Source organism: Mesorhizobium sp. P160219 (assembly GCF_057786095.1).
The window spans coordinates 796,193-822,217 of the sequence record NZ_JBYNWG010000001.1 but is presented as its reverse complement, the minus strand read 5'-3'; the positions used below and the strand labels follow the sequence as shown (position 1 = coordinate 822,217).

Sequence of the window (26,025 nt, the reverse complement as noted above, 5' to 3'; positions counted from 1 at the left end):
GATTGAACACCGGGCGATTGAACACCGGGCGATTGAACACCGGGCGATTGAAAAACCGGGCGATTGAAACGGTCGCAACGGCGCCGCAAAGGGGACGAGCAAGAGCATGTCAGGGGACGACGACACCGCGTTGCGGTTTCCAGTGCTGATCGGCGACATCGGCGGCACCAATGCGCGCTTTTCGATCGTGCTCGACGCAAATTCGGAAGCCGGTGAGCCGCATATCGTGCAAACCGCCAATTTCGCCACCATAGACGAGGCGATCCAGGCGGCGGTGCTCGACCGGTCGTCCATCCGGCCGAATTCGGCAGTGCTGGCGATCGCCGGACCAGTCGATGGCGACGAGATCCCGCTTACCAACTGTCCCTGGGTGGTGAAGCCGAAGCAGATGTTTGCCAATCTGGGCCTGGGCGACATCGTCGTGCTCAACGATTTCGAGGCGCAGGCGCTGGCCGTCGTGGCGCTCGGCGAAGAGCATATGGAAAAGATCGGCGGCGGCACGCCGGAGGAGAATGCCGGACGCGTCGTGCTCGGCCCCGGCACCGGCCTCGGCGTCGCCGGCTTGGTTCATGCCCTCCACCACTGGATCCCGGTGCCTGGCGAAGGCGGCCATATGGATATCGGTCCGCGGACGCCGCGCGATTTCGAGGTGTTCCCGCATATCGAAAAGCTGGACGGCCGCATTTCGGGCGAGCAGATCCTGTGCGGGCGCGGTCTGGTCAATGTCTACCGGGCGGTCGCCAAGGCCGACGGCAAGCCGGCGCCGTTCACCACGCCGGCCGAAATCACCGGGGCGGCGCTGGCCAAGACCGACCCGGTTGCCGAGGAAGCGCTGGCGCTGTTCGTCACCTGCCTCGGCCGCACCGCCGGCGACCTCGCGCTGGTGTTCATGAGCCGCGGCGGCGTGTTTTTGACCGGCGGCATCGCGCAAAAGATCGTTCCGGCACTGAAGGAAGGCAATTTCCGTGCCGCCTTCGAGGACAAAGCGCCGCACAGCGCGCTGATGGCCTCGATGCCGGTCTATGTCATCACCCACCCGCTGGCAGCGCTTCTGGGCCTTGCCGCCTATGCCCGCAACCCTTCGCTGTTCGGCGTCCAGACCGCGGGGCGGCGCTGGCGGGCATGATCCATTTCGTCCCGAAAACGGGTATTTTCTTGGAAATGGCTGCCGCTTTCGTGACCCCAACCTCGGGCCGCGACGAAGTTTCGCCATAGGCAAGCCGTAGCCGGGGCGCTAAGAGGGGGCCAAATTCCAGCCTGGCATCCCTAGATGCCGGTTGATTTCAGATCGAATCGACCTGAAATCATCCGGCTCTAAATCAAAGAGATAGAGCATGATGTCGTCCGAAAACCGCTTCACACTTCTCGGCATCATGCTCTAGCAAACCACGAAGCGCCCGCGATTTGACCGCTCAAAGTCCACTCAAACTGAAAGTCCAGCCAGCTGAGGTCACTGCGGTGCTGCGCCGCATCCTGGCCGAAAACGGTAGTGAATATCGCTGGACCTATGTCGTTGCCGTCGGCTGCCTGCTGATTGTTTCCGCCACCACCGCCTTCACGGCGTGGATCATGGCCCCGATGATCAACGAGATCTTCTACGAACGACGCGGCGACATGATCGTCTGGATCTGCGCCGGGTTCATGGCCGCCTCCGTGCTGCGCGGCTTCGCCGGTTACGGCCAGGCGGTCGCGTTGGCCAAGATCGGCAACAATCTGGTCGCCCGCTACCAGAAGCGCAGCTTCGACCACCTGATGAAGCTCGGCGTCGACTTCTTCAACGATACGCGTTCCGGTCGGCTGGCGGCACAGGTCAACGAGAATGTCGGCGGCGTTCGCGATCTGCTGTCGCTGACGCTGACCTCCATCAGCCGCGACGCGGTCTCGCTGATCGCCCTCGTTGGCGTCATGATCTACCAGGATCCGGTGTTGTCGCTCAGCTCGCTGCTGATCGGGCCGCCGCTGATCTGGGCCGTCGTCTACATCACCCGCCGATTGCGGCGCATCAACCGGGAATCGGTGCTGATCAACTCGCGGCTGAACGGGTCCGTACAGGAGGCCACGCAAGGCATCGCCATCGTCAAGGCCTTCACCCTAGAAGCCGAGCTGGCTCGCCGGATCGGCATCATGGCCGATACGGCCGAGCAGCGTAACAACAAGATCGCCCGGGTCGCGGAGCGGCTGTCGCCGATTTCCGAGATTTTGGGCGGTCTCGCCATTACCTCCGTCCTTGCCTATTCCGGCTACCGGGCGCTGGTGCTCGGACAACCACCAGGCGCTGTGTTTTCCTTCATCACCGCGCTGATCATGGCCTACGACCCGGCACGGCGCCTGGCTCGTACGCAGGTCGGTATGGAACGTGCCCTGGTCAACGCCCGGATGATTTACGAGCTGCTCGACCTGGAGCCTAAACAGGGCGATGCGCCCGACGCGGTCGAAGCCAGGATCACCACCGGCGAGGTTCGCTTCGACAATGTGACGTTCGGCTACAGCGCCGACATGCCGGTGATCAGGAACCTGAGTTTCACCGCCGCGGCCGGCAAGGTTACGGCGGTGGTCGGGGCCTCGGGTGCCGGCAAGACGACGCTCGTGGCGCTGCTGCAGCGATTCTACGATGTCGACAAGGGTTCGATCGAGATCGATGGCCAGGACATTTCCAAAGTCACCAAGCACTCGCTGCGCGGCTCGATCGCCTATGTCTCGCAGGCGCCCTATCTGTTCGAAGGCAGCATACGCGACAACATCCGTTTTGGCCGACTTTCGGCGACCGACGCCGAGATCGAGCGGGCGGCGGTGCTGGCGGCGGCCGACGAGTTCATCCGTCAGCAGCCGCAGGGCTACGACACGCCCGTCGGCGAGGGCGGCTCGACACTTTCCGGCGGCCAGCGCCAGCGCGTCTCGATTGCGCGGGCGATCGTGCGCAACGCGCCGATCCTTTTGCTCGACGAAGCGACCTCGGCGCTCGACAACGAGGCCGAGGCGCGCGTCCAGGAGGCGCTGACCCATGTGATGGAAGGGCGCACCACCATCGTGATAGCGCATCGCCTGTCGACGGTCGTCAACGCCGACCACATTATCGTGCTTGAAGAGGGGCGCCTGGTCGAGGAAGGCACCCATGCCGCACTGATGGCCGATCCAAACAGTGTCTACGCCCGCTTCCACCGCATTCAAGGCAAGAACGGACTGGGGCTTGTCGACGACTCGAAGCCCGTCCAAACTCCGGTCCGGCGCAGCCGCGCCAAGAAGGCGGTGGGGAGAACAGCATGAGCGAATCCAGCGAAATGGGCCTGGTGGTGGTGGGGGCGGCCGGCCGCATGGGCCAGACGCTGATCCGCGCCATCCATTCGATCCCCGGCGCCCGCGTCGTCGGCGCGGTCGAACGAACCGGATCGCCCTATCTCGGCAGGGATGCGGGCGAGCTTGCCGGCATCGGCATCATCAATGTGACGATCGGCGACGATCCGCTGCCGGTGTTCGCCAAGGCCGACGGCGTGCTCGATTTCACCATGCCGGCAGCCACCGTCGAATTCGCAGGCTATGCCGCGCAGGCACGCATTGCCCATGTCATCGGCACCACCGGCTGCTCGGCGGAAGACGACGCCAGGATCGAGGCCGCGGCGCGCCACGCGACGATCGTCAAATCCGGCAATATGAGCCTCGGCGTCAATCTTCTGGCGGTGCTGGTCGGGCAGGCCGCGCGCGCGCTCGGTCCAGAGGATTTCGACATCGAGATCCTCGAAATGCATCACAAGCACAAGGTCGACGCGCCCTCGGGCACCGCCTTGCTGCTCGGCGAAGCGGCGGCGGCGGGACGCGGCATTTCCCTTGCCGGCAACGATGTGCGGTCACGCGACGGCCATACCGGCGTGCGCAAGCCAGGAACGATCGGCTTTGCCAGCTTGCGCGGTGGCTCGGTGGTCGGCGACCACAGCGTCATCCTGGCCGGGACCGGCGAGCGCATCACGCTGTCGCACCATGCCGAGGACCGCGCCATCTTTGCCCGCGGCGCGGTCAAGGCCGCGCTCTGGGCGCGCGGTAAAAAGCCCGGACTTTATTCCATGCGGGACGTGCTCGGCTTGAGCTAAACCATCCATAATTTTGAAGGAGCAAACATGTCGGGAACTCTCGTGCTCGTGCGCCACGGCCAGAGCGAATGGAACCTGAAGAACCTGTTCACCGGCTGGCGCGATGTCGACCTTACCGAGCAGGGCCACAAGGAGGCCAAGGAAGCCGGCCAGAAGCTCAAGGCACGCGGCTTGAAATTCGACATTGCCTTCACCTCGGCGCTGATCCGGGCGCAGAAGACCTGCCAGCACATTCTCGACGCGGTCGGCCAGAGCGATTTGAAGACGATCCGCGACCAGGCGCTGAACGAGCGCGACTATGGCGATCTCTCCGGCCTCAACAAGGACGACGCGCGCCAGAAGTGGGGCGAGGAGCAGGTGCACATCTGGCGCCGCTCCTACGACGTGCCGCCGCCCGGCGGCGAAAGCCTGAAGGACACCGGCGCCCGCGTCTGGCCCTATTACCTGCACGACATGCAGTCGCATGTTCTGAAAGGCGGCACCGTGCTGGTCGCCGCGCATGGCAATTCGCTGCGCGCACTGATCATGGCGCTGGACGGCAAGAGCGGCGAGCAGATCGTCAAGCTCGAGCTCGGCACCGGCGTGCCGGTGATCTACGAGCTCAACGCCGATTCCACTGTGGCGTCGAAGGACGTGCTGGAGGGGTGAGGTTTTCGGCCAACGCATTCGCCGAGTCGGCGCTGCCCCTCATTGCCCTGCCGGGCAGTTCTCCCGGTGTAGTGACGGGGAGAAAGGGCTGGCCGCAGCCTCGGCGCTCTTCTTGTGACGCAGGTGACCGGCGAAAATCATCGATGAGAGCGCCCCTCTCCCCGTCACTGTGCGGGGAGAGGATGCCGGCAGGCAGGTGAGGGGCGGCGCTGACCCCCGGGAAACTAAGCCGGCAGGCAGCGGCCCTCGAAAAAGCGCGTTGACACATATCGTTTGCCCGCTTACATGAGCCCGCACCAGCCCAGATGGCGGAATTGGTAGACGCGCACGGTTCAGGTCCGTGTTCCGCAAGGAGTGGAGGTTCGAGTCCTCTTCTGGGCACCAAATTCCCGTTTCGGATAAGTCCGAAATGATTTAGACGCGAAGCAAAAAAGCCCGGTTCCCGGGCTTTTTTGCTGATGGATGACAGATTGTCCAGCGGAGGGTCAATGCGGCGGGCGAACCGCTTTCATTGCTTCTTCTTCGAGTGTCTGGAGCTTCTCCCGAATCTCCTCCGGCTCGGCATGCTCCAAGCCGACGACATCGTTTCTGGTCTCATTCAGCGAAACGATAATCTCATCAAGCTTGGCGTGAATGGCGGCCGTGTCGCGGTAACCCTGGATCAGCACAACGCCGGTGATCACGATGGCCGCTACCGACAATGCGTAGGTGACCACATTCGTCAGGCCGAATGGCACCAACGCAGTACAGAGCAGCATGGCTACAAGAAGGACATAGAAGCCCGGTGGCCGGGATAGAAAGTCGCCCATCACAAAGAGAAAGCGGTTCATATCCAGGCCGCGGTCAAAAATGCCACGAGTGCGGTGACGGCTACGCAAATTGGAATTGCCGCGAGTAAGGCAGCTTCCAGGACCCAAGTTTCCTTGTCGCTAAACATCAGACATCCTCCCGTTCAGAAAACGGCCGCCCATAGAGCCTTCACAGCGCAGCCAAAGCCCGCCGCTCCTGATCGGAGCGGCGGGCTCGCGCGTTACTCGATGATCTGCACGACCTTGCGCGTGTCGGGATCGACGAGAACCGCGTGATCTGCGACAACCGTATACTTGTAGCGGACATCCGGAACGTCGATTGCGTGGAGCTCGACAGTGTCGGGAAGTGCCGTGCCGACGTTGAGTTCGACGCCGAGCAAACTGACTGAGGCCAGCTTCTGCTTATGGATATATTCGCGAACGACCGTCTGTTGTTCGGGCTTGAGAACAATAACATCCTCGGCAAACGAGGTGCCGATGCCCGCCATAAGGACGAGGGCGCCGGCGGCGCTGACGAAATATCTGGTCATGGGAATTTCCTTTCATAGGTCAGTTCGGAAGCGTGGATACGAGCAGATCAGCCGCCACTCGCAGGGGCTGGGGCAGGTGCCGCAGGCTTTGCGGGTGCAGCCGGAGCTTCCACCTTTGGCGCTTCAACCTTGACGTTGATATCCTTGCCGCCGTCGCCGCGGATATTGATGACGCCGGTAAAAATAAGCAACACTACGACCGCAATAAGTGCAAGAACAACAGCAATCGCAGTGCCGCCGCCACCCCCAGAATTAACAACAGTTGGGCCGTCGGCCATGTGTTCCTCTCCTGTTTTATTTAGTTGCATTTGGGAAACGCCTGCCCCGCTTGAACGTTCCGCCTCGGGACTTGGGTCTTAGCTGATATCCGACTTTGGTCTGGTTCGCCGCGGACTGAAGTCACAGGAACAATCTGGCTGATCTCAAGTTCGGTCCCTCGGCGAACAGGCGTGGTGCCGTCGCCGGATTACGCGAGGAGAAAACCATGAAAATCCACTTTGCAAGTGCCGCTGCAGGCTTGTTGCTTTTGGCTGGGGTCGGCGCCGCCGCAGCTCAGGATGTCGTCATCACACCGGAGCAGGATACGGTCGTCCGCGAATACGTAAAAAAGCAGCCGCTGGCTTCGGTGAAGATCCCGGGCGTGGAGCTGAACGTCGGCAGTGCCTTGCCTGATACGGTCGAGCTGCACGAAGTTCCCAACGTCAAATACCGCTACGTCGTGGTGGACAACCGCACCGTCCTGGTCGATCCCAGCACCCGGAAAATTGTGAAGGTCTACGACTGATCGAATAGCTGCCGCCCGCCGCCGGCCATGGCGGCGGGCAGCGGATTTCACATTGCGCTCCAGGATGATCGAAGATGATCGATGACGTCGAGACATCGCCAGCCCTTGATACCCGCCTGGGTTCTCTCAGGGCGAGAATGCGCGATGCGCGCATAACAGAGGCCGACATGAAGACCTTTCAGAAAGTCGCATCCATCATGGTTGGCGGCAGTGGCCGCATCAGCGGCGATGACCTGATTGCAGCTTCGTTCGTCCTCGAGGACCAGCCGGAAGGCTTGTAAGGGCGAAGTACTCACGTGTGCAGGCTCCCGCAACGCTGATCCCAAGTGTTCTGGTGCTGAACACATTCCTGCTACGGGCCGGCGTCGAAGGCGTGCCCGCTGGCGAGGTCGCGTCGCGCTCAAGCATCGTCCAGAACACCATGTCGCCGCATGTGACGATACCCGGCCATGCTAGCCGATGCGGGCGCCATAGAAAATCACCGCGGCCGGCAGAACCGGGCAGGCCGGTCCAGAGCGTCGCCACGCCTATGGTCAGAAATGTCATCGAGGCCAGTTTGGTGCAGATCGGATGATGGTAGCGAGCGATCGCCATATCGACCGTACGGGCGCCGGCCTGGGAAGGACCCACCAGCGCGCCGAGGCCGACCGCCGCGCCCAGCGTGGTCGGCGCGCTGTTTGCCCTGCAACGCGGGGCTATGCGGCGTGCTCGCACAAGTTAGCTCCAACTTGAGGCACGGCGTGAAGTCTCGGTGCTTGCCCCCACGATGGCGAGGTACGAAGTCAAAAGCGGTCAATGTGATTAGCGATCTACAGTCGATTTCAGCCGCCTTCGGATGATAGCGCCGCAATCACGAGATTTGTCGATAATAATCGATATTAGGCTGTATTCGCGACTATCCCTCATAGTGGGCGATTAGATAAAATTGATATGATATCCCAGATCGGAGAGATCGATCCATTCGGGCCGGCATCAGCATGATTGAACCGCAGCCACCGCAAGTTGACAGTGATCATCAGGCGGATCTGGTTTGGTAGGAAGTCTTAATATGTCTCGCCTATGGTCCAACTTTGACTTGGGAGCGTGACGTTCGACAGACATATCTCCGCAGGTTACATTTCCCAGTCAGACAGCGCTCCGCACTCGAATGGATGTCTCTGAATGCCGGGCCTCACGCCTTCACGACCGCACCCGAGAACCTTGGGATGGATGGGCACGACAGCGCTCGCCATGGGTGGCAGCAATCAAAGCCTGTTTCTGATTGCCGCCCTTTTTGTCGGTCAGGGGAATATTCCCGGTCAAGGAAGCGCTGCGGTTCCTTTGCTCGTTGTTGGTCTGCTTCTAAGCTGGGCCGCCGCGCCTGCGTGGACCGAATTGGTTCTCATGTGGCCAAACCGCGTCGGCGGTATCTCTGCAGCGTGCGCCGAAGCCTTCCGACCTTACAGTCCCGTTCTCTCGGCTCTGACGGGCACCTGCTATTGGTGGGGTTGGGTGCCGACCTGCGGACTGACAGCGGTTCTTTCAGCGTCTGCAATACAGCAATGGTACCTGCCGGGCCTCCCCGTGGAGGCGGTCGCCTGCGGGCTCATCGCATTCTTTACGGCGGTCAACCTGTGTGGAATCAAGTGGGTGGTCCAACTGGCGATCCCGATCGCCACTGCCTCCGCGACGCTTGCGTTTCTCTCATCCCTCGTCCCGGTCATCAGTGGCTCGGTCGACTGGCGGCAGGCGACGGATTTTGCCCTGACCAGCCCGTTTACCGGCCTGTTCGGCGATATCACGTCGGTGATGGCGGGACTGTACCTGATCGGGTTTGCCGCACCGGCATTTGAGGCTGCAGCCTGCCATGTTGGCGAAACCATCGATCCCAACCGCAACATTCCTCTGGCGATGTGGGCCAGCGCCGCAATGGCCGGCGTCTATTTCCTGGTCCTGCCGGTTGTCTGGCTGGGTGTGCTCGGGCCGGAGCCGCTCGGCACCGACCTCGCCATAGCTCTCGGGCCCACCTTTGCGCCCTTGTTGGGGAGTTTCGGCAAGGCGGCCGCCATCTGGCTCATCATGCTGAACATGTTCCATGGAACGTTGCAGCCATTGGCAGGCGCCGCGCGGACCCTTGCGCAACTGAGCGAAGACGGCCTGCTGCCGAGCTTCCTGGCCAGGCGCACCTCAACAGATTGTCCCTGGGCGGCAACGCTGCTCACAGCTGCCGCGGCAATCGGCTTCATGCTGTGCGGGTATCCGCTCTGGATGATCGCCGCGGCCAATTTTACGTACCTGATCAGCATCTGCATGCCAAACATCGCAGTCTGGCTCTTGCGCCGTGATAGTCCCGAAGCCGAGCGACCCTTCCGGGCTCCCAGGGGAACGATCATCCTTGGCGTAGGCGCGGCTGCAATATGGCTGTTGACCGCCATACTGGGATTTCAGCAATTTGGCCTTCCTACCGTCCTGTTCGGTCTGGCTTTGGCATATTCGGGTGCTGCGCTCTACGCCTGGCGCACGATGGAGGATCGATACGCACTCGGTCTACCCTTGCTGCCACATACGCTTCACCTGAAGCTTACCGGAGCCATGCTTTTTGTGCTCGTGCTTGACGGTGCCGGCTATTTCCTGGCGATCGGCAGCGTTCCCCAAGGCGACACTTCATTGGTCGCCGCGCTGGAGGACATTTTTGTCGTTGTCGCGCTGCTGACCATCAGCGTTGGCCTGATCTTGCCGGGCATGATCACCCACTCGGCGACCGAGGTGAGCAACGCGGCAAAGCGTCTGACATCCGGAACGCTGAAGGACTTCTCTCTCGCCATGGTCGCCTTGGGGCGGGGAGACCTCGCGGCGGCGCACGCCTCCGTGAACATCATGCCGGTTACCGTAAACTCTCGTGACGAACTTGGAGAGATGGCCGAAAGCTTCAACCTGCTCCAGGACAAGGTGAGGGAAGCCGCCCACGGCCTGGACGACGCGCGCGAGAACATGAACGTAGCGCGCACCGAACTGATGGCACGGCACGAGGAAATCGCGCATCTCGCGCACCACGATCCGCTTACCGGCCTGGCGAACCGAGCCGCGCTTGCAGCACACCTGGCCACGACGCTCGAGCGCGCAAAAGCAACGCACGCCAGCTTTGCCGTCTTCAGCATCGACCTTGACCATTTCAAAGAGGCGAACGACGTTTTCGGGCACGCCGCCGGCGACGATCTGCTTTGCACCATTTCCCGGCGTCTCCAAACCGCGGCGCCTGAGGCCTTTATCGCGCGCATGGGCGGCGACGAATTCACGGTTGTCCTGGCCATGGATGACCGGTCCGCGAGTGCCAAGGACGTTGCGGACCGTCTGTTCGAATCGGCGGCAGGCAAATTCGAAATCCGGGGCCAGCACATTTCGATCGGGGTGAGCATCGGGGCGGCGATCTATCCGAAAGACGGAGAGAATGCAGCGGCGCTGATGGCAAATGCCGACGCAGCGCTCTACCGGGCCAAGGCGGACGGCCGTCGAATGGTGCAATTCTTCGATCCTGAGATGGATAAGCGGCTAAGAGAGCGCTACGCCTTGCAGCGAGATTTGCGCTCTGCGGTCGGCCATGGCGAACTTGTGCTTCATTACCAGCCGCAAGCCAGGATGGACGGCGAAATCTTCGGCTTCGAGGCACTCGCCCGATGGCACCATCCAAAGCATGGGCTCATCTCCCCAAACGCGTTTGTCTCGCTTGCCGAACAGGATGGCACGATCGTTGAGATAGGTGAATGGACGCTCAGGCAGGCGTGCAGAGACGCGGCCTCCTGGCCCTCACCGCTGCAGATCGCCGTCAACCTCTCTCCCGTGCAGTTCCGTTTCGGGGACCTGGTAGGCCTCGTTCATTCTATCCTCTACGAGACCGGCCTTGCTCCGGGGCGGCTGGAACTGGAAATCACGGAAGGGGTTCTCATCCGCGACCGGGCAACTGCCTTGTCGGTTTTGCGGAGGTTGAAGGCGTTGGGCGTCAGGGTCTCGATGGATGATTTTGGCACGGGGTATGCCTCGCTGTCCTCGTTGCAGGCGTTTCCATTCGACAAGATCAAGATCGATCGCAGTTTTGTTTCGGGTGTCGGTTCGAATGTCCAATCGGCCGCCATCGTGCGCACGATACTCAGCCTGGGGAATGCGCTGGCCTTGCCTGTCATCGCGGAGGGTGTCGAAACAGAGGACGAGCGTGCCTTCCTGATGAGGGAAGGATGTCCCGAAATCCAAGGATATCTGGTGGGGCGCCCGCATCCGATAGCGCTCTACAAAGATGTGACGAATGGGCTTTCGCCGGGATCTGCCTTCGGGGAGCCCGAGGATACCACCGCACCCCAGGCGCTTGGCGTAACGCGATAGCCCGGCGCCGACCGTCGGCGCGCTGCTCTTGCAGCATCCCGGTGAGCGAGGACTGCCGACGGTACTGCTCGGGCTCGCCCTTATAAAGGTCGCACTGGTCGGCGCGCTGTTTGCCTTGCAGCGCGGGGCCATGCGAAGCATCCGAACCAGCTGGCGCGGGAGCCACCTCCCCTTCCGGCCAGTCCCCCAACAAACCACTTCAAACCCGGCGGCCGTGGCGCTACGCTCGCACCTATGGCCCCACCCACCCAGCCGATCACCGTCACCCGCCGCGACCAGATGTTTCCCATCCTGGGCGACGCCGATATCGAGCGCATGCGCCGGTTCGGCGAGGCGAGTTCCTATGCCGCCGGCGAGCATATCGTCACCGCCGGCACCGTGGCGCCGGGGCTGATCGTCGTCCTGTCGGGCACGGTCGATATCACCCAGGATGTCAGGCCCGGCCGGCGCGAGACCATCGTCACTCATGGTCCCGGCAATTTCATCGGCGAGCTGGCGCAGCTTTCCAGCCGGCCGTCGCTGGTCAATGCGGAGGCGGCCGAGCCGGTCGAGGCCTTCGTCATCCCCTCGCAGCGGCTGCGCGACCTGATGGTGCAGGAGGCAAGCCTTGGCGAGCGGATCATGCGGGCGCTGATCCTGCGCCGCGTCGGGCTTCTGGAAAGCGGCTCGAGCGGGCCGGTCGTCATCGGCCCGGCCGGCAATGGCGACATGCTGCGGCTGCAGGGGTTTCTGCGCCGCAGCGGCCAGCCGCACCGCGCGCTCGATTCCGACAGCGACCCGTGCGCCAAGACGCTGATTGAGCATTTTCATGTCGACCCGCACCATCTGCCGATCGTGCTCTGCCCCAACGGCAAGCTGATGCACAATCCCGGCGAAACCGAACTTGCCCGCTGCATCGGCCTGCTGCGGCCGATCGATCCCGACATGGTCTATGACGTCGCCATCGTCGGCGCCGGGCCGGCGGGGCTGGCGGCCGCGGTCTATGCGGCATCCGAAGGGCTGTCGACCATCGTGCTCGATTGCCGCGCCTTCGGCGGCCAGGCCGGCGCCTCCGCGCGCATCGAGAACTATCTGGGTTTCCCCACCGGCATTTCCGGCATGGCGCTGATGGCGCGCGCCTACAACCAGGCGCAGAAATTCGGCGTCGAAATAGTCATCCCCGACGAGGCCAAGCTGCTCGGTGCAGCAGGCGAGGGCTACACGCTTACCGTCGGCGACGGTGAAAGCCTGCGCGCACGCACGGTGGTGATCGCCAGCGGCGCCCGTTACCGCCGCCTCGACATCGCCAAGCTGGCCGAGTTCGAGGGCACGTCGGTGCATTACTGGGCCTCGCCGATCGAGGCGCGGCTATGCACAGGGCAAGAAGTGGCGCTGGTCGGCGCCGGCAATTCGGCGGGGCAGGCGGCCGTCTATCTCGCCAGCCAGGTCCGCAAGGTGACGATGCTGGCGCGCCGCGGCCGCCTCAGGGAAACCATGTCGCGCTATCTGGTCGAGCGTATCGAGGCGCAACCCAACATCGAGGTGCTTGGCGAGACCGAGATCGAGGCGCTGGAAGGCGAAGGCGGCAATCTCACCCAGTTGCGCTGGCGCAACCCCGGCGGCGTCGAGACGCGGCCGATCCAACATCTCTTCCTGTTCATCGGCGCCGACCCCAACACCGATTGGCTGGCTGGGTGCGATATCGCGCTCGACGCCAGGGGTTTCGTGCGCACCGGCGCCGACATAGGGGCGGGCCAGATGGAGACCAGCCGCAGCGGCGTGTTCGCCATCGGCGACGTGCGCGCAGGCTCGGTCAAGCGGGTCGCCGCCGCCGTCGGCGAAGGCGCCCAGGTGGTGGCTGCCTTGCACGCCTATCTCGCGCGACCCAACGCAGCAGCGCCCGAACTGGACAGGAGAGCATAATGGATGAATGCAAACACACGCGCGACATTAAGACGGTGACGCCGAGCGCGCTCGGTTGCGAGGAGTGCCTGAAGAGCGGCTCCATGTGGGTGCATCTCAGGCTGTGCCGCACCTGCGGCCATGTCGGCTGCTGCGACGACTCGCCCAACCGCCACGCCACCAAGCATTTCCACGCCACAAAGCACCCGATCATCGAAGGCTACGACCCGCCGGAAGGCTGGGCATGGTGCTTTGTCGACGAGGCGTTCATCGACCTGGAAGGCGACGTGACGCCTCAGAACGGCCCGATCCCGAAGTTTTTCTGAGGCGGCCGACTGTCGGCCGACCGCTGCGCCTATTTCACCGAGCCAGTAACCGTGCGGTCTATGGCATTGGGATTGTGGTCGTTGCCGGCAAGTGCGGCAATGATCAGAAGACTGGCGACGACCGGGACGAACAGGATGGCCACGCGGGCCTGCACATAAAAAATGGCGCGCCATTCGCTGCGCTTTTCCGGGTTGTTGTCCATCACACTCACTCTCGCCATGCCTCCCCAGGCGGGACATAGCGGCGAAGGGTTAAGCAAAGGCTGCTGAATGTGTTAACGCGCGGCGGATTGGGATTTAATCTCGACGGTCAGCGCCGCCCCTCATTGTCATCGGTACGCATCTGGTACGCCTACCCCCGCAGCGCCTGGTCCAGGTCGGCGATCAGATCATCGCCATCCTCTATCCCCGCCGACAACCGCACCAGCGAATCCGAAATGCCGATTTCCGCGCGCTTTTCCGCCGGGATCGAGCCGTGCGTCATCAGCGCCGGGTGTTCGATCAGGCTTTCGACGCCGCCGAGGCTTTCAGCCAGCGTGAACAATTGCGTCCGTTCGAGGAAGCGTTTGGTGCCGGCGAGGTCGCGGTCGAGGTCGACCGAGATCATGCCGCCGAAGGCATGCATCTGTTGGACGGCGATGGCGTGCTGCGGATGGCTGGCCAGGCCGGGATAGACGACGCGGCGCACATCTTTTCGCGCCTCCAGCCACTGCGCAATCTTCAGGCCGTTCGTGGAATGCCGCTCCATCCTGAGCGCCAGTGTCTTGATGCCGCGCAGCGCGAGAAAACTGTCGAAGGGACCGGAGATGGCGCCGATGGCGTTCTGCAGGAATTTCAGCTGGGCGGCGAGGTCCTTGTTGTCGCCCACGATGGCGACGCCGCCGACCATGTCGGAATGGCCGTTGAGATATTTCGTCGTCGAATGCACGACGATGTCGATGCCGAGTTCCAGCGGCCGCTGGATGTAGGGGCTGCAGAACGTGTTGTCGGCGACCGTCAATACGCCCTTGCGCCTGGCGAGTGCCGCAACGCCTTCGAGGTCGACGATGCGCAGGAGCGGATTGGTCGGGGTTTCAACCCAGAGCAGTTTTGTCTCCGGACGGATCGCTGCTTCCACCGCCGCCAGATCAGTGAAGTCCACAAAACTCACCTGCAGATTGGCCGAGCGCTTGCGCACCCGCTCCATCAGCCGGAACGAGCCGCCATAGATGTCGTCGGTTGCAACGATATGGGCGCCGCTGTCGAGCAGCTCGAGCACGGTCGAGATCGCCGCCAGGCCGGAAGCAAAGGCAAAGGCGGCCGAGCCGCTTTCGAGATCGGCCACCGCGCGCTCGAAGGCGAAGCGGGTCGGGTTTTGGCTGCGGGCGTACTCAAACCCCTTGTGCACGCCGGGCGACTGCTGGCCATAGGTCGAGGTCGCGTAGATCGGCACCATCACCGCGCCGGTCAGCGGGTCATGGCTCTGGCCGCCATGGATGGTGCGCGTGGAAAAAGCCAGGCGGTTCTTGCCCGATGGGGGTGTTTCAGCAGTCATCGTGCGCGCCTCAAATGGTTGATCAGGTCGATACGGGTTATCAGGCCGACGAACTCGTCGCCATCGAAGATGATGGCGACCTCGTTGCGGTCGAACACCGGCAGCAGCGCATCCAGCGTCTGGCTGGCCTGCAGCGTGTGCAGATTGGAGGTCATGGCGGTGCGCACCGGAGCGTTGAAGCGGTCCCAGCGGCCTTCATAGGGGCCGTCGACCTTGGCCAATATATCGCCCTCATCGATAATGCCGACCAGCTTGCCATTGTCCAGCACCGGCAGCTGCGAGACATCGGAGCGGCGCATGCGGCCATAGGCGTTGAGCAGGCTTTCGTCGGGGCCGACATAAACGGTGTCGCCGGTGCGGTGCGAGCGCATGACGAGGTCGCGCAGATCGCCATGCTGTTCCTGTTCGGCCAGCCCCTGCTCGGCCAGCCAGAAATCGTCGAACACCTTGGACAGATATTTGTTGCCGCTGTCGCAGACGAAGGTGACGACGCGTTTTGCTGTCGTCTGCTCGCGGCAATAGCGAAGCGCGGCCGACAGCAGCGTGCCGGAAGACGAGCCGGCGAGAATGCCTTCCTTCGAAAGCAGGTCCCGCACGGCCAGCATGCTCTGCTTGTCTGGGATGGAATAGGCTTTCCTGACCAGCGACAGATCGGCATTGGGCGGCACAAAATCCTCGCCGATGCCTTCGACGGTCCAACTGCCGGCCTCTTCCATCTTGCCGGTCTTGATCAGCGGCGCCAGCACCGATCCGACGGGATCGGCCAGCACCATTTCGGTCTTCGGCGATGTTCTGGCGAAGTAGCGGCCAAGCCCGGTCAGCGTGCCGCCGGAGCCGACGCCGACGACCACGGCGTCGAGGTCGCCGTCGAGCTGGGCAAGGATTTCCGGTCCGGTGGTGGTCTCATGCGCCTCGGGGTTGGCCGGGTTGGCGAACTGGTTGGCGTAGAAGGCGCCGGGCGTTTCCGATGCGATCTTCTCGGCCATGTCCTGGTAATATTCGGCATGGCCCTTGCCGACATCGGAGCGCGTCATGCGCACTTCGGCGCCGAGCGCGCGCAGATGCTGAATCTTTTCGCGCGACATCTTGTCGGGCACGACGAGGATGATGCGGTAGCCCTTGGGGATGCCGACCTGGGCGAGGCCGAGGCCGGTATTCCCGGCGGTCGCCTCGACGATGGTGCCGCCGCGCTTGAGCTTGCCTTCCTTCTCGGCCGCGGCAATCATTGACAGCGCAATGCGGTCCTTGATCGAGCCGCCTGGATTCTGGCTTTCCAGCTTGATGAACAGCCGGCACTTGCCGGTGTCGAATTTGGTCAGTTCGACCACCGGCGTCTGGCCGATGAGGTCGAGCACCGAGGCGTAGGGCGGACGCAGGCGGGATAACGCGCCGTCCGAACTGCCTGGCGCAGCTTTTCCGTGCTCGCTCATATCGATGTGCTCCCTTGAACAAGCGACCGCCTCGGGGGCAGAGCGGCAGCGTAGCTTCTTTTCCGGCCGTTTGCAGTCGGAAAGAAGGTAGATCGTGCCAATCAACCGGCGGGAGGGGGAATGGAATTCCAGTTTTAGGCCGGCTTTGGACTCAAGCCCAACACCCTCCGTAGCGATCCTTCCCACCCCCCTCTGAGGGGCGTGCTATCCCGCCGACGTCAACAGCTTTACCCCAGCAGCTGCTTGCTCAGCCTAGCGCATTGCACGCGGATGTCGGGGATGGCGTCGATCTCGAAGAAGGTGCCGCGGGTCAGCGGCCCGACGGCGAGGATCTTGGCCGATGCGGTGCCGTCGCCGGCGATGATTTCGCATTTGGCTGTGACATCGAGACCAAGCCGCAGCGGGTCGGGCCGCGCCAGGCCGCGGTCGACCAGCGAGCGCACGACGCTGTTCGACGTCGTCGAGATATCGCGGGCGATGCCGGTGCAATCATAGATGCGGGCGACCTGCAGCGTTTCCAGCGCCTTTGTGTGGCGGGACTGGATGCCGACGGTGAATCCATCGCCGGCCTCGATGCCGACGACACGGCCGGCGACCGGACGGATGCGGCCGGTGCGCACCGCTTCGGTGACGCGGGTATGTACCTCGGGCGCCAGCCGATGGCGATGGATGTCCCACCAGGCCTTGGTGTGCTCGACGAAGCGGCGCTTGGCCGAGGACGGCCAGTTCTGCCAGATCTTCTGGTTGAAGGGTCGCAGCCCATCGACGACGTCGCGCCAGTCGATGCCGGCCTTCTGGTTTTCGCGGATCAGGTCGCGGAACCAGCCGACGAAATAGGAGAGCTGCGTGCCGAGCGGAATGTCGGCGACGTCGAGCTTGATCGGGTTGCCCTTGCGGTGCGGCGACGGCAGCAGGCCGCGCCGCGACACGGCGACGATCTCGCCGCGATGGCCGCGCTGCTCGAGCGACAGGAAGGCATCGACCATGCTGAGCCCGGTGCCCAGCACCAGCACGCGGGCTTCAGGATCGAGCGCGGTGTCGGCCTCGGTGCCCATGCGGATGGCGTGGCCCTGGCCGGCGCCGGGCTGCTCGTCATGGCCGGTGGCAAGCACCGCCAGATGCGCGACGACGCTGGTGCCGTTGGCCAGCACCACTTCGACGCCGGACGATGTCGGCGAGATCGACAGGCTTTCCTCGCGAATCAGCCTGAGACGGCCGGTTTCCTTTTCGCGCGCTTCGAGTTCGTCGAGCACTTCCTTGAGGTAGCGGGCATAGACGCTGCGCGGTGCATAGAAGGGTGTCTGCGGCGTCTGTTCCTGGCTTATCAGGCCGCGCCCCTGCAACCAACGCCAGAAATTCAGGGGATCGTCGGCATAGGCGCTCATCCCCGCGGCGCTGACATTCAGCACGTGCGCCGATAAGAGCGTCGAATAGGCGATGCCCTGGCCGAAATGCGGACGCTTTTCGATCAGCGTGACGCGAAGGTCCGGGTTGGGCGACTTCAGCAGATGCGCGGCAAGCACGACGCCGCTGGCGCCGCCGCCGACGATGATGATCGAGCTGCGGATGATCGAATTGGCGCGCGCGACGCTCATGCGAGCACGCTCAGGATCAGGCGGGGACCTTTTGCGCCGGCGCAAGCTCGTCGATGTCCCTCGCGACCGGAAGGTCGTCGAGGACGATGTCGCGCATCTCGGCCAGCGTGCGCTGGTCGAGCACCTCGGCGATCGCCTGCCGGACCTCGAGCATCAGATGTCGGACTTGGCATGTCGCCTCATTGCAGTCTTCACAGCGCTGATACTGGGTGCGGCTGGCGCAGGGGATGGGCGCCAGCGGTCCGTCGAGGACGCGCACGACATGGCCGACCTTGATCTCGTCGGCCGGGCGCGCCAGGCGATAGCCGCCATCCTTGCCCTTGCGGCTCTGGACGAAACCGGCATTGCGCAATTCGCCCAGAATGGCGTCGAGGAATTTCTTCGGGATGTTGTTGCCGCTGGCGATGTCGCCGACGAAGGCGAGCTGTCCCACCGGCAGATGCGCCAGATGGACCAGCGCCTTGAGGCCGTACTTGCCTTTTTTGGTGAGCATAGACCGAATGTTTCTCTGTCAGGCGATGGCCCAAACCATCGGTTGCGAAACGCCTGACGTGCCTCCCCGCCGCGTGCAAGCTGCTTCGACACATAAATTCTACTGACATGATATACAAGCCGAGAAACCTTGATTTTGCTTCGTTTTCACGCCGCAGGGGCCACTTTAGCAAGGCTTTGTGCCGTTAAGGTCACAGCCAGCCGCGAGCGATTGCGGCGATGAGCGGCGGCTCCTGCTCCCAATGTCGATAAGATTACTATACTTACCCTCGAACACGCGGAACGTGTTTTCAAATCAACCGTCTTTTACAGCATGGATTTGCGCCATTTGGGGCTTTGCCGGGAATTTTGGGTCGCAGCCCGCGGATCGGCGAAACATGACTCCCGACAACTCGGGCGCCGCCCTGCGCCCGATATCAGGACGCCGCCTTGCCGCTCTGAGGCCGGGCGGCCTTGGCGGCCACCGGCACGCCGCAGCATCCAGCGGTGGCCGTCGCTGCGGAAGTCGGTGAGGCTCAACGGCTCGACATCGATCCTGCGGCAGGCCGCAAGCGGCGCGCCGAGCACCAAATCAGGCCTCTTCCGTAGGAGGGTTGGCAGGACCACCAACTCTTCAGCACCTTGGGGGCGCCGTTTGCGTTTGCGCACGGTTCGGCACGGGCCGGTCACCGCGCCCGCATCAGCCGGTGGTTTTTTTCTAACAAGTGCTTCTTGCTTGGAAGGATTTAACTCTACAAGAATGATAGAATTAGCTGACTATGAACAGGCATCCGGTTTTTCTCATTTTTCATGGAGCCTTTCATGTCCAGCATTTCGCGACGCATTGTCCTCCTGTCGTCGGCAGCTTTGGCGGGTGCGGCCTTCCTCGGCCCGGCCCAGGCGCAGGACCTCAACATCACCATCGGCTACCAGACGGTGGTCGAACCTTCCAAAGTAGCGCAGGCCGACGGCGCCTATGAAAAGGCGACCAAGGCCACGATCGACTGGCGCAAATTCGATTCCGGCGCCGATGTCATCGCCGCCGTCGCATCCGGTTCGGTCGATATCGGCTATGTCGGCTCGAGTCCGCTGGCCGCGGCCGCCAGCCGCGAACTGCCGATCCAGACCATCTTTGTCGTCGGCCTGATCGGCCAGTCCGAGGCGCTGGTCGCGCGCAACGGATCCGGCATCGAGAAGATCGCCGACCTCGCCGGCAAGAAGGTGGCGGTGCCGTTCGTGTCGACCACGCATTACAGCCTGCTTGCCGCGCTGAAGCACGAAAACGTCGACCCGAAGTCGGTCGAAATCCTTAATCTCAGGCCACCGGAAATAGCCGCCGCCTTCGCCCGAGGCGACATAGACGCGGCCTATGTCTGGGATCCGGCGCTCGGCCAGATCAAGACGACAGGCAAGGTGGTGCTGGATTCCTCGCAGGTTGCCGCCTGGGGCGCGCCGACCTTCGACGCCTGGATCGTGCGCACCGACTTCGCCGAAAAGAACCCGGACGCCGTGCGCGATTTCGTCAAGGTGACCGGCGAATCCTATGCCCAGTTCCTGGCCAAGCCCGAGGCATGGTCGGTTTCGTCGCCGGAAGCGGCCAAGATCGCCAAGATCACCGGCGCCAAACTGGAAGAGGTGCCGCAGCTCCTCAAGGGTTACGTCTTCCCGACATTGGAAGAGCAGGCTTCCGACAAATTCCTCGGCGGCGGCACGGTCAAGGCGATCGAGGCAGCCTCGGCCTTCCTCAAGGAGCAGGGCAAGATCGACGCCGTGCTGCCCGACTATTCGAAATACGTGTCGTCGAAATACGTGACCGAGGCTCTGGCCTCGAACTGACAGCTGAGTTTTAGAGCGTCCTTTTCGTGCCCCAGCGGCACGCGGCGCTCTAGTGCCACGCGCGGTTCTTCTTCCCTGACGCCGCGTGCTGCCTGTCCCGGATCCGCTTAACCGGGCCGGGGCAGGCTGATTTTCTTCCGGAGCCCCTTTTCATGCCGCATCTCGTACTCGACCCGCATCTCGTACTCGACAAGGTCTCGGTTCACTATGACGGCCAAGCAGCGCCGGCGATCGACCGAGTTTCCATCGATGTCGCCAAGGGTGATTTCGTCGTGCTGGTCGGCCGCTCCGGCTGCGGCAAGACCTCGCTGCTCAATGTCGCCGCCGGCCTGGTCGAACCCGCGCGCGGGGTCGCCACGATCGGCGGCAGGCCGATCACCGGCCCAGGCTCCGACCGGGCGGTCGTGTTCCAGAACGATGCGCTGTTTCCCTGGCTGACGGCTCGTGAAAACGTCGCCTTTGCGCTCAGGCTACGCGGCGTGCCGCAAGCCGAGCGGGCGCGCCGCGCCGACCAGTTGCTGGCGCTGGTCAAGCTCGACAGCGTCGGCGACAAACGCATCTGGGAATTGTCCGGCGGCATGCGCCAGCGCGTCGGCCTCGCCCGTGCGCTTGCCGCCGAACCGGAATTCCTGCTGCTCGACGAACCGCTCGGCGCGCTCGATGCGCTGACGCGCGAGCGCATGCAGACGACGCTGCTCGACCTGTGGACCGCAAGCCGGGTTGGCGTGCTGATGGTCACGCATGGCATCGAGGAGGCGCTGGTGCTGGCCACAAGCATCGTCGTGCTCGCGCCGGGACCTGGCCATGTGGTGCGGACATTCGAAACCGGCTTCAGCCGGCGCTATGCCGCAGGCGAGCCGATCCGCGCCATCAAGGCCGATCCAGCCTTTGCCGCGGCGCGCGGCGAGCTGACCGATGCGATCTTCGAAGGAGAGGCGGCATGAGCGTAACCTCCTACAGCGAGCGGCCGGCCACCGGGACCGGCGAGGCCGATGCCATTTCGGTGCCGTGGTCGCGGCCGGTGCGGAAGCGGCGCGGGGTTTCCTCGCGGGCGATCAGCGCCGTCACCATCCTGGCCGTGCTGGCGGCATGGGCGCTGTCTGCGCGCCTGCAACTGGTGTCGCCGGTGTTCCTGCCGTCGCCCGCCGCCGTGTGGACCAAGTTCATCGTGGTGATCAAGGACGGCTTCGTCGACGCGACTTTGCTCCAGCACATCGTCGCCAGCCTCGGCCGCGTGTTCGCGGCGCTGGTCGCGGCCATCATCGTCGGCGTGCCCGTCGGTCTCGCCATAGGCATCAGCACCATTGGGCGCGGCATCTTCGATCCGCTGCTCGAATTTTTGCGCCCGATCCCGCCGCTCGCCTATCTGCCGCTGGTCATCATCTGGTTCGGCATCGGCGAGCCGTCAAAGATCCTGGTGATCGCAATCGCCATGCTGGCGCCGGTGGCGCTGTCGACGGCCTCGGGCGTGCGCGGTGTCTCAAAGGAGCGCATCGATGCGGCCCGTTCGCTTGGTGCGACGCAGCGCCAAGTGGTGCGCCATGTCATCCTGCCCAGCGCGCTGCCGTCGATCCTCACCGGCCTGCGCATCGCGCTCGGCGCCGGCTGGTCGACGCTGGTTGCAGCCGAGCTGGTGGCGGCAACGCGCGGCCTCGGCTTCATGATCCAGTCGGCCGCCCAGTTCCTGGTCACCGATGTCGTGGTGATGGGAATAGTGGTGATCGCGACAATAGCCTTCGTGCTGGAATTCATTATCCGCCGAATCGAGCGTCAGCTGGTTCCGTGGGCGGGAAAGGAATGACAACAAGTTCTGCCGGTTTGACCGGCTGCTTCCCTTCGCAGCACGGCGACCGCCGACCCCGGAACAGAAGGAGTGATGTCATGACCCAGTCCACCGCGGTGCTGTTCGCCCATCTCGGCAACTGGCTGCTCGCCTGGCGGGAGAACTCGTCGTCGCAGCCGCAACCGAAATCGCCGGCCCCGGTGCAACTCGACGCCGAACGCGACCGCCTGCCGCCACGCGACGAGGGATTTTACTGGGCCTGGCAGTATTGGTCGCAGTGAGGTGATGGTGATTAGCGCCAGCCTTCGCGATTTTGTCATCCTAGGGCGAAGCAAGGAGCGAAGCGACGCGGCGCAGACCCTAGGATCCATGCCGAGACGCTGATGCTACGCTCCAGGGGAGCAACAAACCGGGCGCCTACCACCCGGTTCCGCGAAACAGCTCAAACCACTCCGGATTGGCCTTCTCTATCAGTTCGATCTTCCACTGTCTCGGCCATCGCTTCAGCGACTTCTCGCGTTGAATGGCATCGGTGATGTCGAAGAATTCCTCATACCAGACCAGCCGTTGAACACCGTAGCGGCTGGTGAAGCCTGCGCCCTGGCCGGATTTGTGTTCAGGCATGCGGCGGGCGAGATCGTTGGTGACGCCGATGTAGATCGTGCCGCGTTTTTGGCTTGCAGTCATGTAGACGTAGCCGGTCATGGTTTTTTCAGGGTATCGAGCCTCGGTCCGCGCACAAGCGACATTCTGATCCGTTCCACTCTACGGCAAACGTCACGGCATGGATCCTAGGGTCTGCGCCGCGTCGCTTCGCTCCTTGCTTCGCCCTAGGATGACGAGCGCTGGGTTCTGAAGAAAATATTTCCACGTCAAGCAGCCAACTCGCAAAATCGTTTCTCTACTAAATTTATAGACCTACCTAGCCTTGTCTCTCATCCACGGCAGGGAGCCCTTCCCGGCGCCGGTTCGCAGCGAAGGAAGACGGATCATGTTCAGCCTGACCAGACGCGTTTTCGGCATCGGCCTGTTGGCGGCGGGCATTTCCGCCTCGCTCAGTGCCTCGGCGCAGGAGTTGAAGCAGCTCAACATCGGCTATCAGAAGACCGGCCTGCCGGTCATCGCCCGGCAGCAGCAGGTGATCGAGAAGGCGCTGAGCGACAAGGGTGTCGTGGTGAAATGGGTCGAATTCACCGCCGGCCCGCCGCTGGTCGAGGCGCTCAATGTCGGCGCCATCGATGTCGGCTGGACCGGCGACGCACCGCCGATCTTCGGCCAGTCGGCCGGCGCCAACATCGTCTATGCGGCGGCACTGCCGGCCAATGGCGACGGCGAAGCGATCTTCGTCAAGCCGGCATCGCCGATCCAGTCGCTCGCCGACCTCAAGGGAAAGCGCATCGGCGTCGGCAAAGGCACCAGCGCGCACAATCTGCTGGTCGCGGCACTCGAAAAAGCAAACATCCCCTTCGACCAGATCACCCCGGTCTATCTCAGCCCGGCCGATGCCGCGGCGGCTTTCGCCAGCGACCAGATCGATGCCTGGGCGGTCTGGGATCCGTTCTACGCCATCGCCGAGACACGCTACCAGCCGCGCGTGCTGGCGCGCTCCAGCGAGGTGCTCAAGGTGAACACCTATTTCCTCGCCAACAAGGATTTTGCCAAGGCGCATCCGGAGACGATCACCACGACGATAGCGGCGCTCGGCGTGGCGGCGAAATGGGCGGACGCGAACCGCGACAAGGTCGCCGCGGCGCTGCATGAGGTGACCGGCGTGCCGCTCGACGCGCAGACGATCGCCGCCAATCGCACCAAATTCGGCATCTTCCCGATCACCGACGAGATCATCGCCGGCCAGCAGGCGACCGCCGATCGCTTCTACAAGCACAAGCTGATCCCGAATGCGGTGCGCATCTCCGACGCCGTGTGGACCGCACCGGGCAATTGATTTTTCACGTGCGGCGGCGGGCGGAAACGCCCGGCGCCTTTTGCCGTTTCACGCTTCAGGGATTTCGTCATGACCGCTTCATCAAGCCCGCAAGCCGGCCCGCTCGATTTCTTCTGGTTCATCCCGACGCATGGCGACGGCTCCTATCTCGGCTCCGAACAGCAGCAGCGGCCGCCGGAGTTCGCTTACTTCAAGGAGATCGCACAGGCGGTCGACCGGCTCGGCTTTCCCGGCGTGCTTTTGCCGACCGGGCAGAATTGCGAGGATTCCTGGATCACCGCCTCCGGCCTTGCAGCGCTGACGGAAAAGCTCAAATTCCTGGTGGCGCTACGGCCCGGCGTGACGTTGCCCACCTTCGCGGCGCGCCAGACGGCGGCGCTCGACCGGCTGAGCAATGGCCGCCTGCTGCTCAATGTCGTGGTCGGCGGCAACCCGACCGAGCTTGCCGGCGATGGCGTGTTCCTGCCGCATGACGAGCGCTATGCGCAGGCGCAAGAGTTTCTGACCATCTGGCGCGCGCTGGTGTCGGGCGAGAGCGTCAACTTCAACGGCAAATATTACCGCGTCGACAATGGCCGTCTTGATCTTCTGCCGCAACAGGAGCGGCCGCCGCTCTATTTCGGCGGCTCGTCCGATGCCGGCCAGGAGCTCGCCGCCGATCTCGTCGACATGTACCTGACCTGGGGCGAGCCGCCGGCGCAGGTGGCGGAAAAACTCAGCGCGGCGCGCAACAAGGCTGAACGGCGCGGCCGCAAACTGCGTTTCGGCATCAGGCTGCATTTCATCGTGCGCGAGACCGAGGAAGAGGCCTGGCGCGCCGCCGACCGGCTGATCAGCCACGTCACCGATGCCCAGATCGAAAATGCCCAGGCCCGCTTCACCAAGGAAATGGACTCTGTGGGACAGCGGCGCATGGCCGAACTGCATGGCGGCCGCCGCGACCGGCTGGTGGTTTCGCCCAATCTGTGGGCCGGCGTCGGCCTGGTGCGCGGCGGCGCCGGCACAGCTTTGGTCGGCTCGCCCGAGCAGATCGTCGAGCGCATCCGCGAGTATCAGGCGATCGGCATCGACACCATCATCGGCTCCGGCTACCCGCATCTCGAGGAAGCCTACCGTGTCGCCGAGCTTCTGTTCCCGCGTCTCGGCCTGGGCACCAGGCGGGCACGGGCGCATGAGAACATCGCCAATGAATTCGCCGTCGGCTTCCACGGCGCCAACCGCCTGCAGGCCTCGTCGTGAGTTTTGCCCGGCGCGTCAAACAGAACGGCATCGGCTGGCTGCTGCCGGCGCTGGTCATAATTGGCTGGGAAGCCGCCAGCCGCGCCGGCGTGATGCCGGCCAATGTGCTGCCGGCGCCGAGCGCGGTGGCCGAGGCCTTCTGGCGGCTGACGCTGTCGGGCGAGCTGATACAGAACATCGGCGTCAGCACGCTGCGCGCGCTGGCCGGCTTTGCCATCGGCGGCTCGATCGGCTTTGCACTCGGCCTTGCCAACGGGCTGTCGGCGCTCAGCCGCGGCCTGACCGACACGACGCTGCAGATGATCCGCAACATCCCGCATCTGGCGCTGATCCCGCTGGTCATCCTGTGGTTCGGCATCGACGAGGAAGCAAAACTGTTCCTGGTGGCGCTCGGCGTGTTCTTCCCGATCTACGTCAACACGCTGCTCGGCATCCAGAGCGTCGACCCGCATCTGGTCGAGATGGGCCGGGTCTACGGCATGGACCGCCGCGCGTTGTTTTTTCAGGTGATCCTGCCCGGCGCGCTGCCGGCGATCTTCGTCGGCCTGCGCTATGCGCTGGGCATCATGTGGCTGACGCTGATCGTTGCCGAAACCATCTCGGCCAGTTCCGGCCTCGGCTACATGGCCATGCAGGCACGCGAATTCCTGCTGATCGATGTGGTCGTGCTGTCGATCCTGATCTATGCGCTGCTCGGCAAGCTTGCCGACAGCTTCGCCCGCCTGCTCGAGCGGCTGTCGCTCGGCTGGCATCCCGCCTTCCAGAACGCCTGAGGGTTC

The 26,025-nt window shown here is 63.5% G+C and carries 25 protein-coding genes and 1 tRNA gene; 17 read left to right on the top strand and 9 right to left on the bottom strand.

Annotated features, from left to right (window positions below; all coding sequences use genetic code 11):
* The first annotated feature begins 106 nt into the window (after positions 1–106).
* From AC3EMP_RS04075 to AC3EMP_RS04055, 5 genes are all read left to right on the top strand, one after another.
* Positions 107–1,126 (top strand): glucokinase, encoded by a 1,020-nt coding sequence (locus AC3EMP_RS04075; RefSeq protein ID WP_023752811.1) that lies wholly within the window; start codon positions 107–109, stop codon positions 1,124–1,126.
* Between the two features lie 278 nt (positions 1,127–1,404).
* Entirely contained in the window at positions 1,405–3,264 is a 1,860-nt protein-coding gene (locus tag AC3EMP_RS04070) for an ABC transporter ATP-binding protein (RefSeq protein ID WP_023681221.1), read from the top strand.
* Positions 3,261–4,082 carry a 4-hydroxy-tetrahydrodipicolinate reductase gene (gene dapB, locus AC3EMP_RS04065; protein WP_023747442.1) on the top strand — a complete coding sequence of 274 codons (822 nt, stop codon included), beginning with the start codon at positions 3,261–3,263 and terminating at the stop codon, positions 4,080–4,082. Before AC3EMP_RS04070 ends, dapB begins: the two co-directional genes overlap by 4 nt.
* A gap of 27 nt (positions 4,083–4,109) precedes the next feature.
* The gene (locus tag AC3EMP_RS04060) at positions 4,110–4,730 is read left to right on the top strand and encodes a 2,3-bisphosphoglycerate-dependent phosphoglycerate mutase (protein ID WP_352669535.1); all 621 of its coding nucleotides are present in this window, start codon (positions 4,110–4,112) and stop codon (positions 4,728–4,730) included.
* Between the two features lie 299 nt (positions 4,731–5,029).
* A tRNA-Leu gene (locus AC3EMP_RS04055) sits at positions 5,030–5,114 on the top strand.
* A 101-nt stretch (positions 5,115–5,215) separates the two neighbouring features.
* Here AC3EMP_RS04055 and AC3EMP_RS04050 read toward each other — a convergent pair.
* The 3 genes from AC3EMP_RS04050 to AC3EMP_RS04040 form a co-directional block, all read right to left on the bottom strand.
* Positions 5,216–5,560, bottom strand: coding sequence for a low affinity iron permease family protein (locus tag AC3EMP_RS04050; protein ID WP_023672069.1), 345 nt, complete (start codon positions 5,558–5,560; stop codon positions 5,216–5,218).
* 200 nt (positions 5,561–5,760) lie between these two features.
* Complete coding sequence (locus AC3EMP_RS04045; RefSeq protein ID WP_352710486.1) at positions 5,761–6,069, bottom strand: DUF1236 domain-containing protein; 309 nt, start codon at positions 6,067–6,069, stop codon at positions 5,761–5,763.
* 47 nt (positions 6,070–6,116) lie between these two features.
* On the bottom strand, positions 6,117–6,347 hold the full coding sequence (locus AC3EMP_RS04040; RefSeq protein ID WP_033001362.1) for a hypothetical protein: 231 nt from the start codon (positions 6,345–6,347) through the stop codon (positions 6,117–6,119).
* Between the two features lie 206 nt (positions 6,348–6,553).
* Here AC3EMP_RS04040 and AC3EMP_RS04035 point away from each other — a divergent pair, with 206 nt between their 5' ends.
* The 5 genes from AC3EMP_RS04035 (at position 6,554) to AC3EMP_RS04015 (ending at position 13,413) form a co-directional block, all read left to right on the top strand.
* The gene (locus AC3EMP_RS04035; RefSeq protein ID WP_023681215.1) at positions 6,554–6,853 is read left to right on the top strand and encodes a DUF1236 domain-containing protein; all 300 of its coding nucleotides are present in this window, start codon (positions 6,554–6,556) and stop codon (positions 6,851–6,853) included.
* Positions 6,854–6,927: 74 nt separating this feature from the next.
* Entirely contained in the window at positions 6,928–7,134 is a 207-nt protein-coding gene (locus AC3EMP_RS04030; RefSeq protein ID WP_023681214.1) for a hypothetical protein, read from the top strand.
* Between the two features lie 928 nt (positions 7,135–8,062).
* Entirely contained in the window at positions 8,063–11,206 is a 3,144-nt protein-coding gene (locus AC3EMP_RS04025) for an amino acid permease (RefSeq protein ID WP_488494586.1), read from the top strand.
* 234 nt (positions 11,207–11,440) lie between these two features.
* Positions 11,441–13,108, top strand: coding sequence for an FAD-dependent oxidoreductase (locus tag AC3EMP_RS04020; RefSeq protein ID WP_023710335.1), 1,668 nt, complete (start codon positions 11,441–11,443; stop codon positions 13,106–13,108).
* On the top strand, positions 13,108–13,413 hold the full coding sequence (locus AC3EMP_RS04015) for a UBP-type zinc finger domain-containing protein (RefSeq protein ID WP_023672079.1): 306 nt from the start codon (positions 13,108–13,110) through the stop codon (positions 13,411–13,413). Before AC3EMP_RS04020 ends, AC3EMP_RS04015 begins: the two co-directional genes overlap by 1 nt.
* A 29-nt stretch (positions 13,414–13,442) precedes the next feature.
* Here AC3EMP_RS04015 and AC3EMP_RS04010 read toward each other — a convergent pair whose 3' ends face one another.
* The 5 genes from AC3EMP_RS04010 to AC3EMP_RS03990 form a co-directional block, all read right to left on the bottom strand.
* On the bottom strand, positions 13,443–13,634 hold the full coding sequence (locus AC3EMP_RS04010; RefSeq protein WP_196814107.1) for a hypothetical protein: 192 nt from the start codon (positions 13,632–13,634) through the stop codon (positions 13,443–13,445).
* Between the two features lie 131 nt (positions 13,635–13,765).
* The gene (locus tag AC3EMP_RS04005) at positions 13,766–14,947 is read right to left on the bottom strand and encodes a trans-sulfuration enzyme family protein (RefSeq protein WP_023698084.1); all 1,182 of its coding nucleotides are present in this window, start codon (positions 14,945–14,947) and stop codon (positions 13,766–13,768) included.
* A complete protein-coding gene (locus tag AC3EMP_RS04000; RefSeq protein WP_023755923.1) occupies positions 14,944–16,377 on the bottom strand; it encodes a pyridoxal-phosphate dependent enzyme in 1,434 nt (477 codons plus the stop codon). The genes AC3EMP_RS04005 and AC3EMP_RS04000 overlap by 4 nt, the downstream gene beginning before the upstream one ends.
* Before the next feature lie 227 nt (positions 16,378–16,604).
* Positions 16,605–17,972, bottom strand: a complete 1,368-nt coding sequence (locus tag AC3EMP_RS03995; RefSeq protein ID WP_352710480.1) for an FAD/NAD(P)-binding protein — start codon at positions 17,970–17,972, stop codon at positions 16,605–16,607.
* Between the two features lie 16 nt (positions 17,973–17,988).
* Positions 17,989–18,465: an RrF2 family transcriptional regulator gene (locus tag AC3EMP_RS03990; protein WP_023672084.1), complete on the bottom strand. Its 477-nt coding sequence runs from the start codon at positions 18,463–18,465 to the stop codon at positions 17,989–17,991.
* A gap of 800 nt (positions 18,466–19,265) precedes the next feature.
* On the opposite strand from AC3EMP_RS03990, the gene tauA reads away from it, so the two are divergent.
* The 4 genes from tauA to AC3EMP_RS03970 all read left to right on the top strand — a co-directional run bounded on the left by tauA (position 19,266) and on the right by AC3EMP_RS03970 (position 22,343).
* Positions 19,266–20,279, top strand: a complete 1,014-nt coding sequence (gene tauA / locus AC3EMP_RS03985) for a taurine ABC transporter substrate-binding protein (protein ID WP_023710332.1) — start codon at positions 19,266–19,268, stop codon at positions 20,277–20,279.
* Positions 20,280–20,431: 152 nt separating this feature from the next.
* Entirely contained in the window at positions 20,432–21,223 is a 792-nt protein-coding gene (locus tag AC3EMP_RS03980; protein WP_352710477.1) for a taurine ABC transporter ATP-binding protein, read from the top strand.
* The gene (locus tag AC3EMP_RS03975; protein WP_023702434.1) at positions 21,220–22,080 is read left to right on the top strand and encodes an ABC transporter permease subunit; all 861 of its coding nucleotides are present in this window, start codon (positions 21,220–21,222) and stop codon (positions 22,078–22,080) included. The genes AC3EMP_RS03980 and AC3EMP_RS03975 overlap by 4 nt, the downstream gene beginning before the upstream one ends.
* Before the next feature lie 80 nt (positions 22,081–22,160).
* The gene (locus AC3EMP_RS03970; RefSeq protein ID WP_023672089.1) at positions 22,161–22,343 is read left to right on the top strand and encodes a hypothetical protein; all 183 of its coding nucleotides are present in this window, start codon (positions 22,161–22,163) and stop codon (positions 22,341–22,343) included.
* A gap of 136 nt (positions 22,344–22,479) precedes the next feature.
* Here AC3EMP_RS03970 and AC3EMP_RS03965 read toward each other — a convergent pair whose 3' ends face one another.
* Entirely contained in the window at positions 22,480–22,767 is a 288-nt protein-coding gene (locus tag AC3EMP_RS03965; protein WP_023710330.1) for a GIY-YIG nuclease family protein, read from the bottom strand.
* A gap of 286 nt (positions 22,768–23,053) precedes the next feature.
* Here AC3EMP_RS03965 and AC3EMP_RS03960 point away from each other — a divergent pair, with 286 nt between their 5' ends.
* From AC3EMP_RS03960 to AC3EMP_RS03950, 3 genes are all read left to right on the top strand, one after another.
* Positions 23,054–24,007, top strand: a complete 954-nt coding sequence (locus tag AC3EMP_RS03960) for a sulfonate ABC transporter substrate-binding protein (RefSeq protein ID WP_352710475.1) — start codon at positions 23,054–23,056, stop codon at positions 24,005–24,007.
* 69 nt (positions 24,008–24,076) lie between these two features.
* Positions 24,077–25,246 carry an FMNH2-dependent alkanesulfonate monooxygenase gene (ssuD, locus tag AC3EMP_RS03955; protein WP_023672092.1) on the top strand — a complete coding sequence of 390 codons (1,170 nt, stop codon included), beginning with the start codon at positions 24,077–24,079 and terminating at the stop codon, positions 25,244–25,246.
* Positions 25,243–26,019 carry an ABC transporter permease subunit gene (locus AC3EMP_RS03950; RefSeq protein ID WP_352462797.1) on the top strand — a complete coding sequence of 259 codons (777 nt, stop codon included), beginning with the start codon at positions 25,243–25,245 and terminating at the stop codon, positions 26,017–26,019. The genes ssuD and AC3EMP_RS03950 overlap by 4 nt, the downstream gene beginning before the upstream one ends.
* Positions 26,020–26,025: the final 6 nt, after the last annotated feature.

Bases quoted from the DNA above. Each gene is read 5' to 3' on its own strand.
- AC3EMP_RS04075 (WP_023752811.1), top strand. From the start codon at position 107: ATGTCAGGGGACGACGACACCGCGTTGCGGTTTCCAGTGCTGATCGGC.
- dapB (WP_023747442.1), top strand. From the start codon at position 3,261: ATGAGCGAATCCAGCGAAATGGGCCTGGTGGTGGTGGGGGCGGCCGGC.
- AC3EMP_RS04060 (WP_352669535.1), top strand. From the start codon at position 4,110: ATGTCGGGAACTCTCGTGCTCGTGCGCCACGGCCAGAGCGAATGGAAC.
- AC3EMP_RS04050 (WP_023672069.1), bottom strand. From the start codon at position 5,560: ATGAACCGCTTTCTCTTTGTGATGGGCGACTTTCTATCCCGGCCACCG.
- AC3EMP_RS04045 (WP_352710486.1), bottom strand. From the start codon at position 6,069: ATGACCAGATATTTCGTCAGCGCCGCCGGCGCCCTCGTCCTTATGGCG.
- AC3EMP_RS04040 (WP_033001362.1), bottom strand. From the start codon at position 6,347: ATGGCCGACGGCCCAACTGTTGTTAATTCTGGGGGTGGCGGCGGCACT.
- AC3EMP_RS04035 (WP_023681215.1), top strand. From the start codon at position 6,554: ATGAAAATCCACTTTGCAAGTGCCGCTGCAGGCTTGTTGCTTTTGGCT.
- AC3EMP_RS04030 (WP_023681214.1), top strand. From the start codon at position 6,928: ATGATCGATGACGTCGAGACATCGCCAGCCCTTGATACCCGCCTGGGT.
- AC3EMP_RS04025 (WP_488494586.1), top strand. From the start codon at position 8,063: ATGGGCACGACAGCGCTCGCCATGGGTGGCAGCAATCAAAGCCTGTTT.
- AC3EMP_RS04020 (WP_023710335.1), top strand. From the start codon at position 11,441: ATGGCCCCACCCACCCAGCCGATCACCGTCACCCGCCGCGACCAGATG.
- AC3EMP_RS04015 (WP_023672079.1), top strand. From the start codon at position 13,108: ATGGATGAATGCAAACACACGCGCGACATTAAGACGGTGACGCCGAGC.
- AC3EMP_RS04010 (WP_196814107.1), bottom strand. From the start codon at position 13,634: ATGGCGAGAGTGAGTGTGATGGACAACAACCCGGAAAAGCGCAGCGAA.
- AC3EMP_RS04005 (WP_023698084.1), bottom strand. From the start codon at position 14,947: ATGACTGCTGAAACACCCCCATCGGGCAAGAACCGCCTGGCTTTTTCC.
- AC3EMP_RS04000 (WP_023755923.1), bottom strand. From the start codon at position 16,377: ATGAGCGAGCACGGAAAAGCTGCGCCAGGCAGTTCGGACGGCGCGTTA.
- AC3EMP_RS03995 (WP_352710480.1), bottom strand. From the start codon at position 17,972: ATGAGCGTCGCGCGCGCCAATTCGATCATCCGCAGCTCGATCATCATC.
- AC3EMP_RS03990 (WP_023672084.1), bottom strand. From the start codon at position 18,465: ATGCTCACCAAAAAAGGCAAGTACGGCCTCAAGGCGCTGGTCCATCTG.
- tauA (WP_023710332.1), top strand. From the start codon at position 19,266: ATGTCCAGCATTTCGCGACGCATTGTCCTCCTGTCGTCGGCAGCTTTG.
- AC3EMP_RS03980 (WP_352710477.1), top strand. From the start codon at position 20,432: ATGCCGCATCTCGTACTCGACCCGCATCTCGTACTCGACAAGGTCTCG.
- AC3EMP_RS03975 (WP_023702434.1), top strand. From the start codon at position 21,220: ATGAGCGTAACCTCCTACAGCGAGCGGCCGGCCACCGGGACCGGCGAG.
- AC3EMP_RS03970 (WP_023672089.1), top strand. From the start codon at position 22,161: ATGACCCAGTCCACCGCGGTGCTGTTCGCCCATCTCGGCAACTGGCTG.
- AC3EMP_RS03965 (WP_023710330.1), bottom strand. From the start codon at position 22,767: ATGACCGGCTACGTCTACATGACTGCAAGCCAAAAACGCGGCACGATC.
- AC3EMP_RS03960 (WP_352710475.1), top strand. From the start codon at position 23,054: ATGTTCAGCCTGACCAGACGCGTTTTCGGCATCGGCCTGTTGGCGGCG.
- ssuD (WP_023672092.1), top strand. From the start codon at position 24,077: ATGACCGCTTCATCAAGCCCGCAAGCCGGCCCGCTCGATTTCTTCTGG.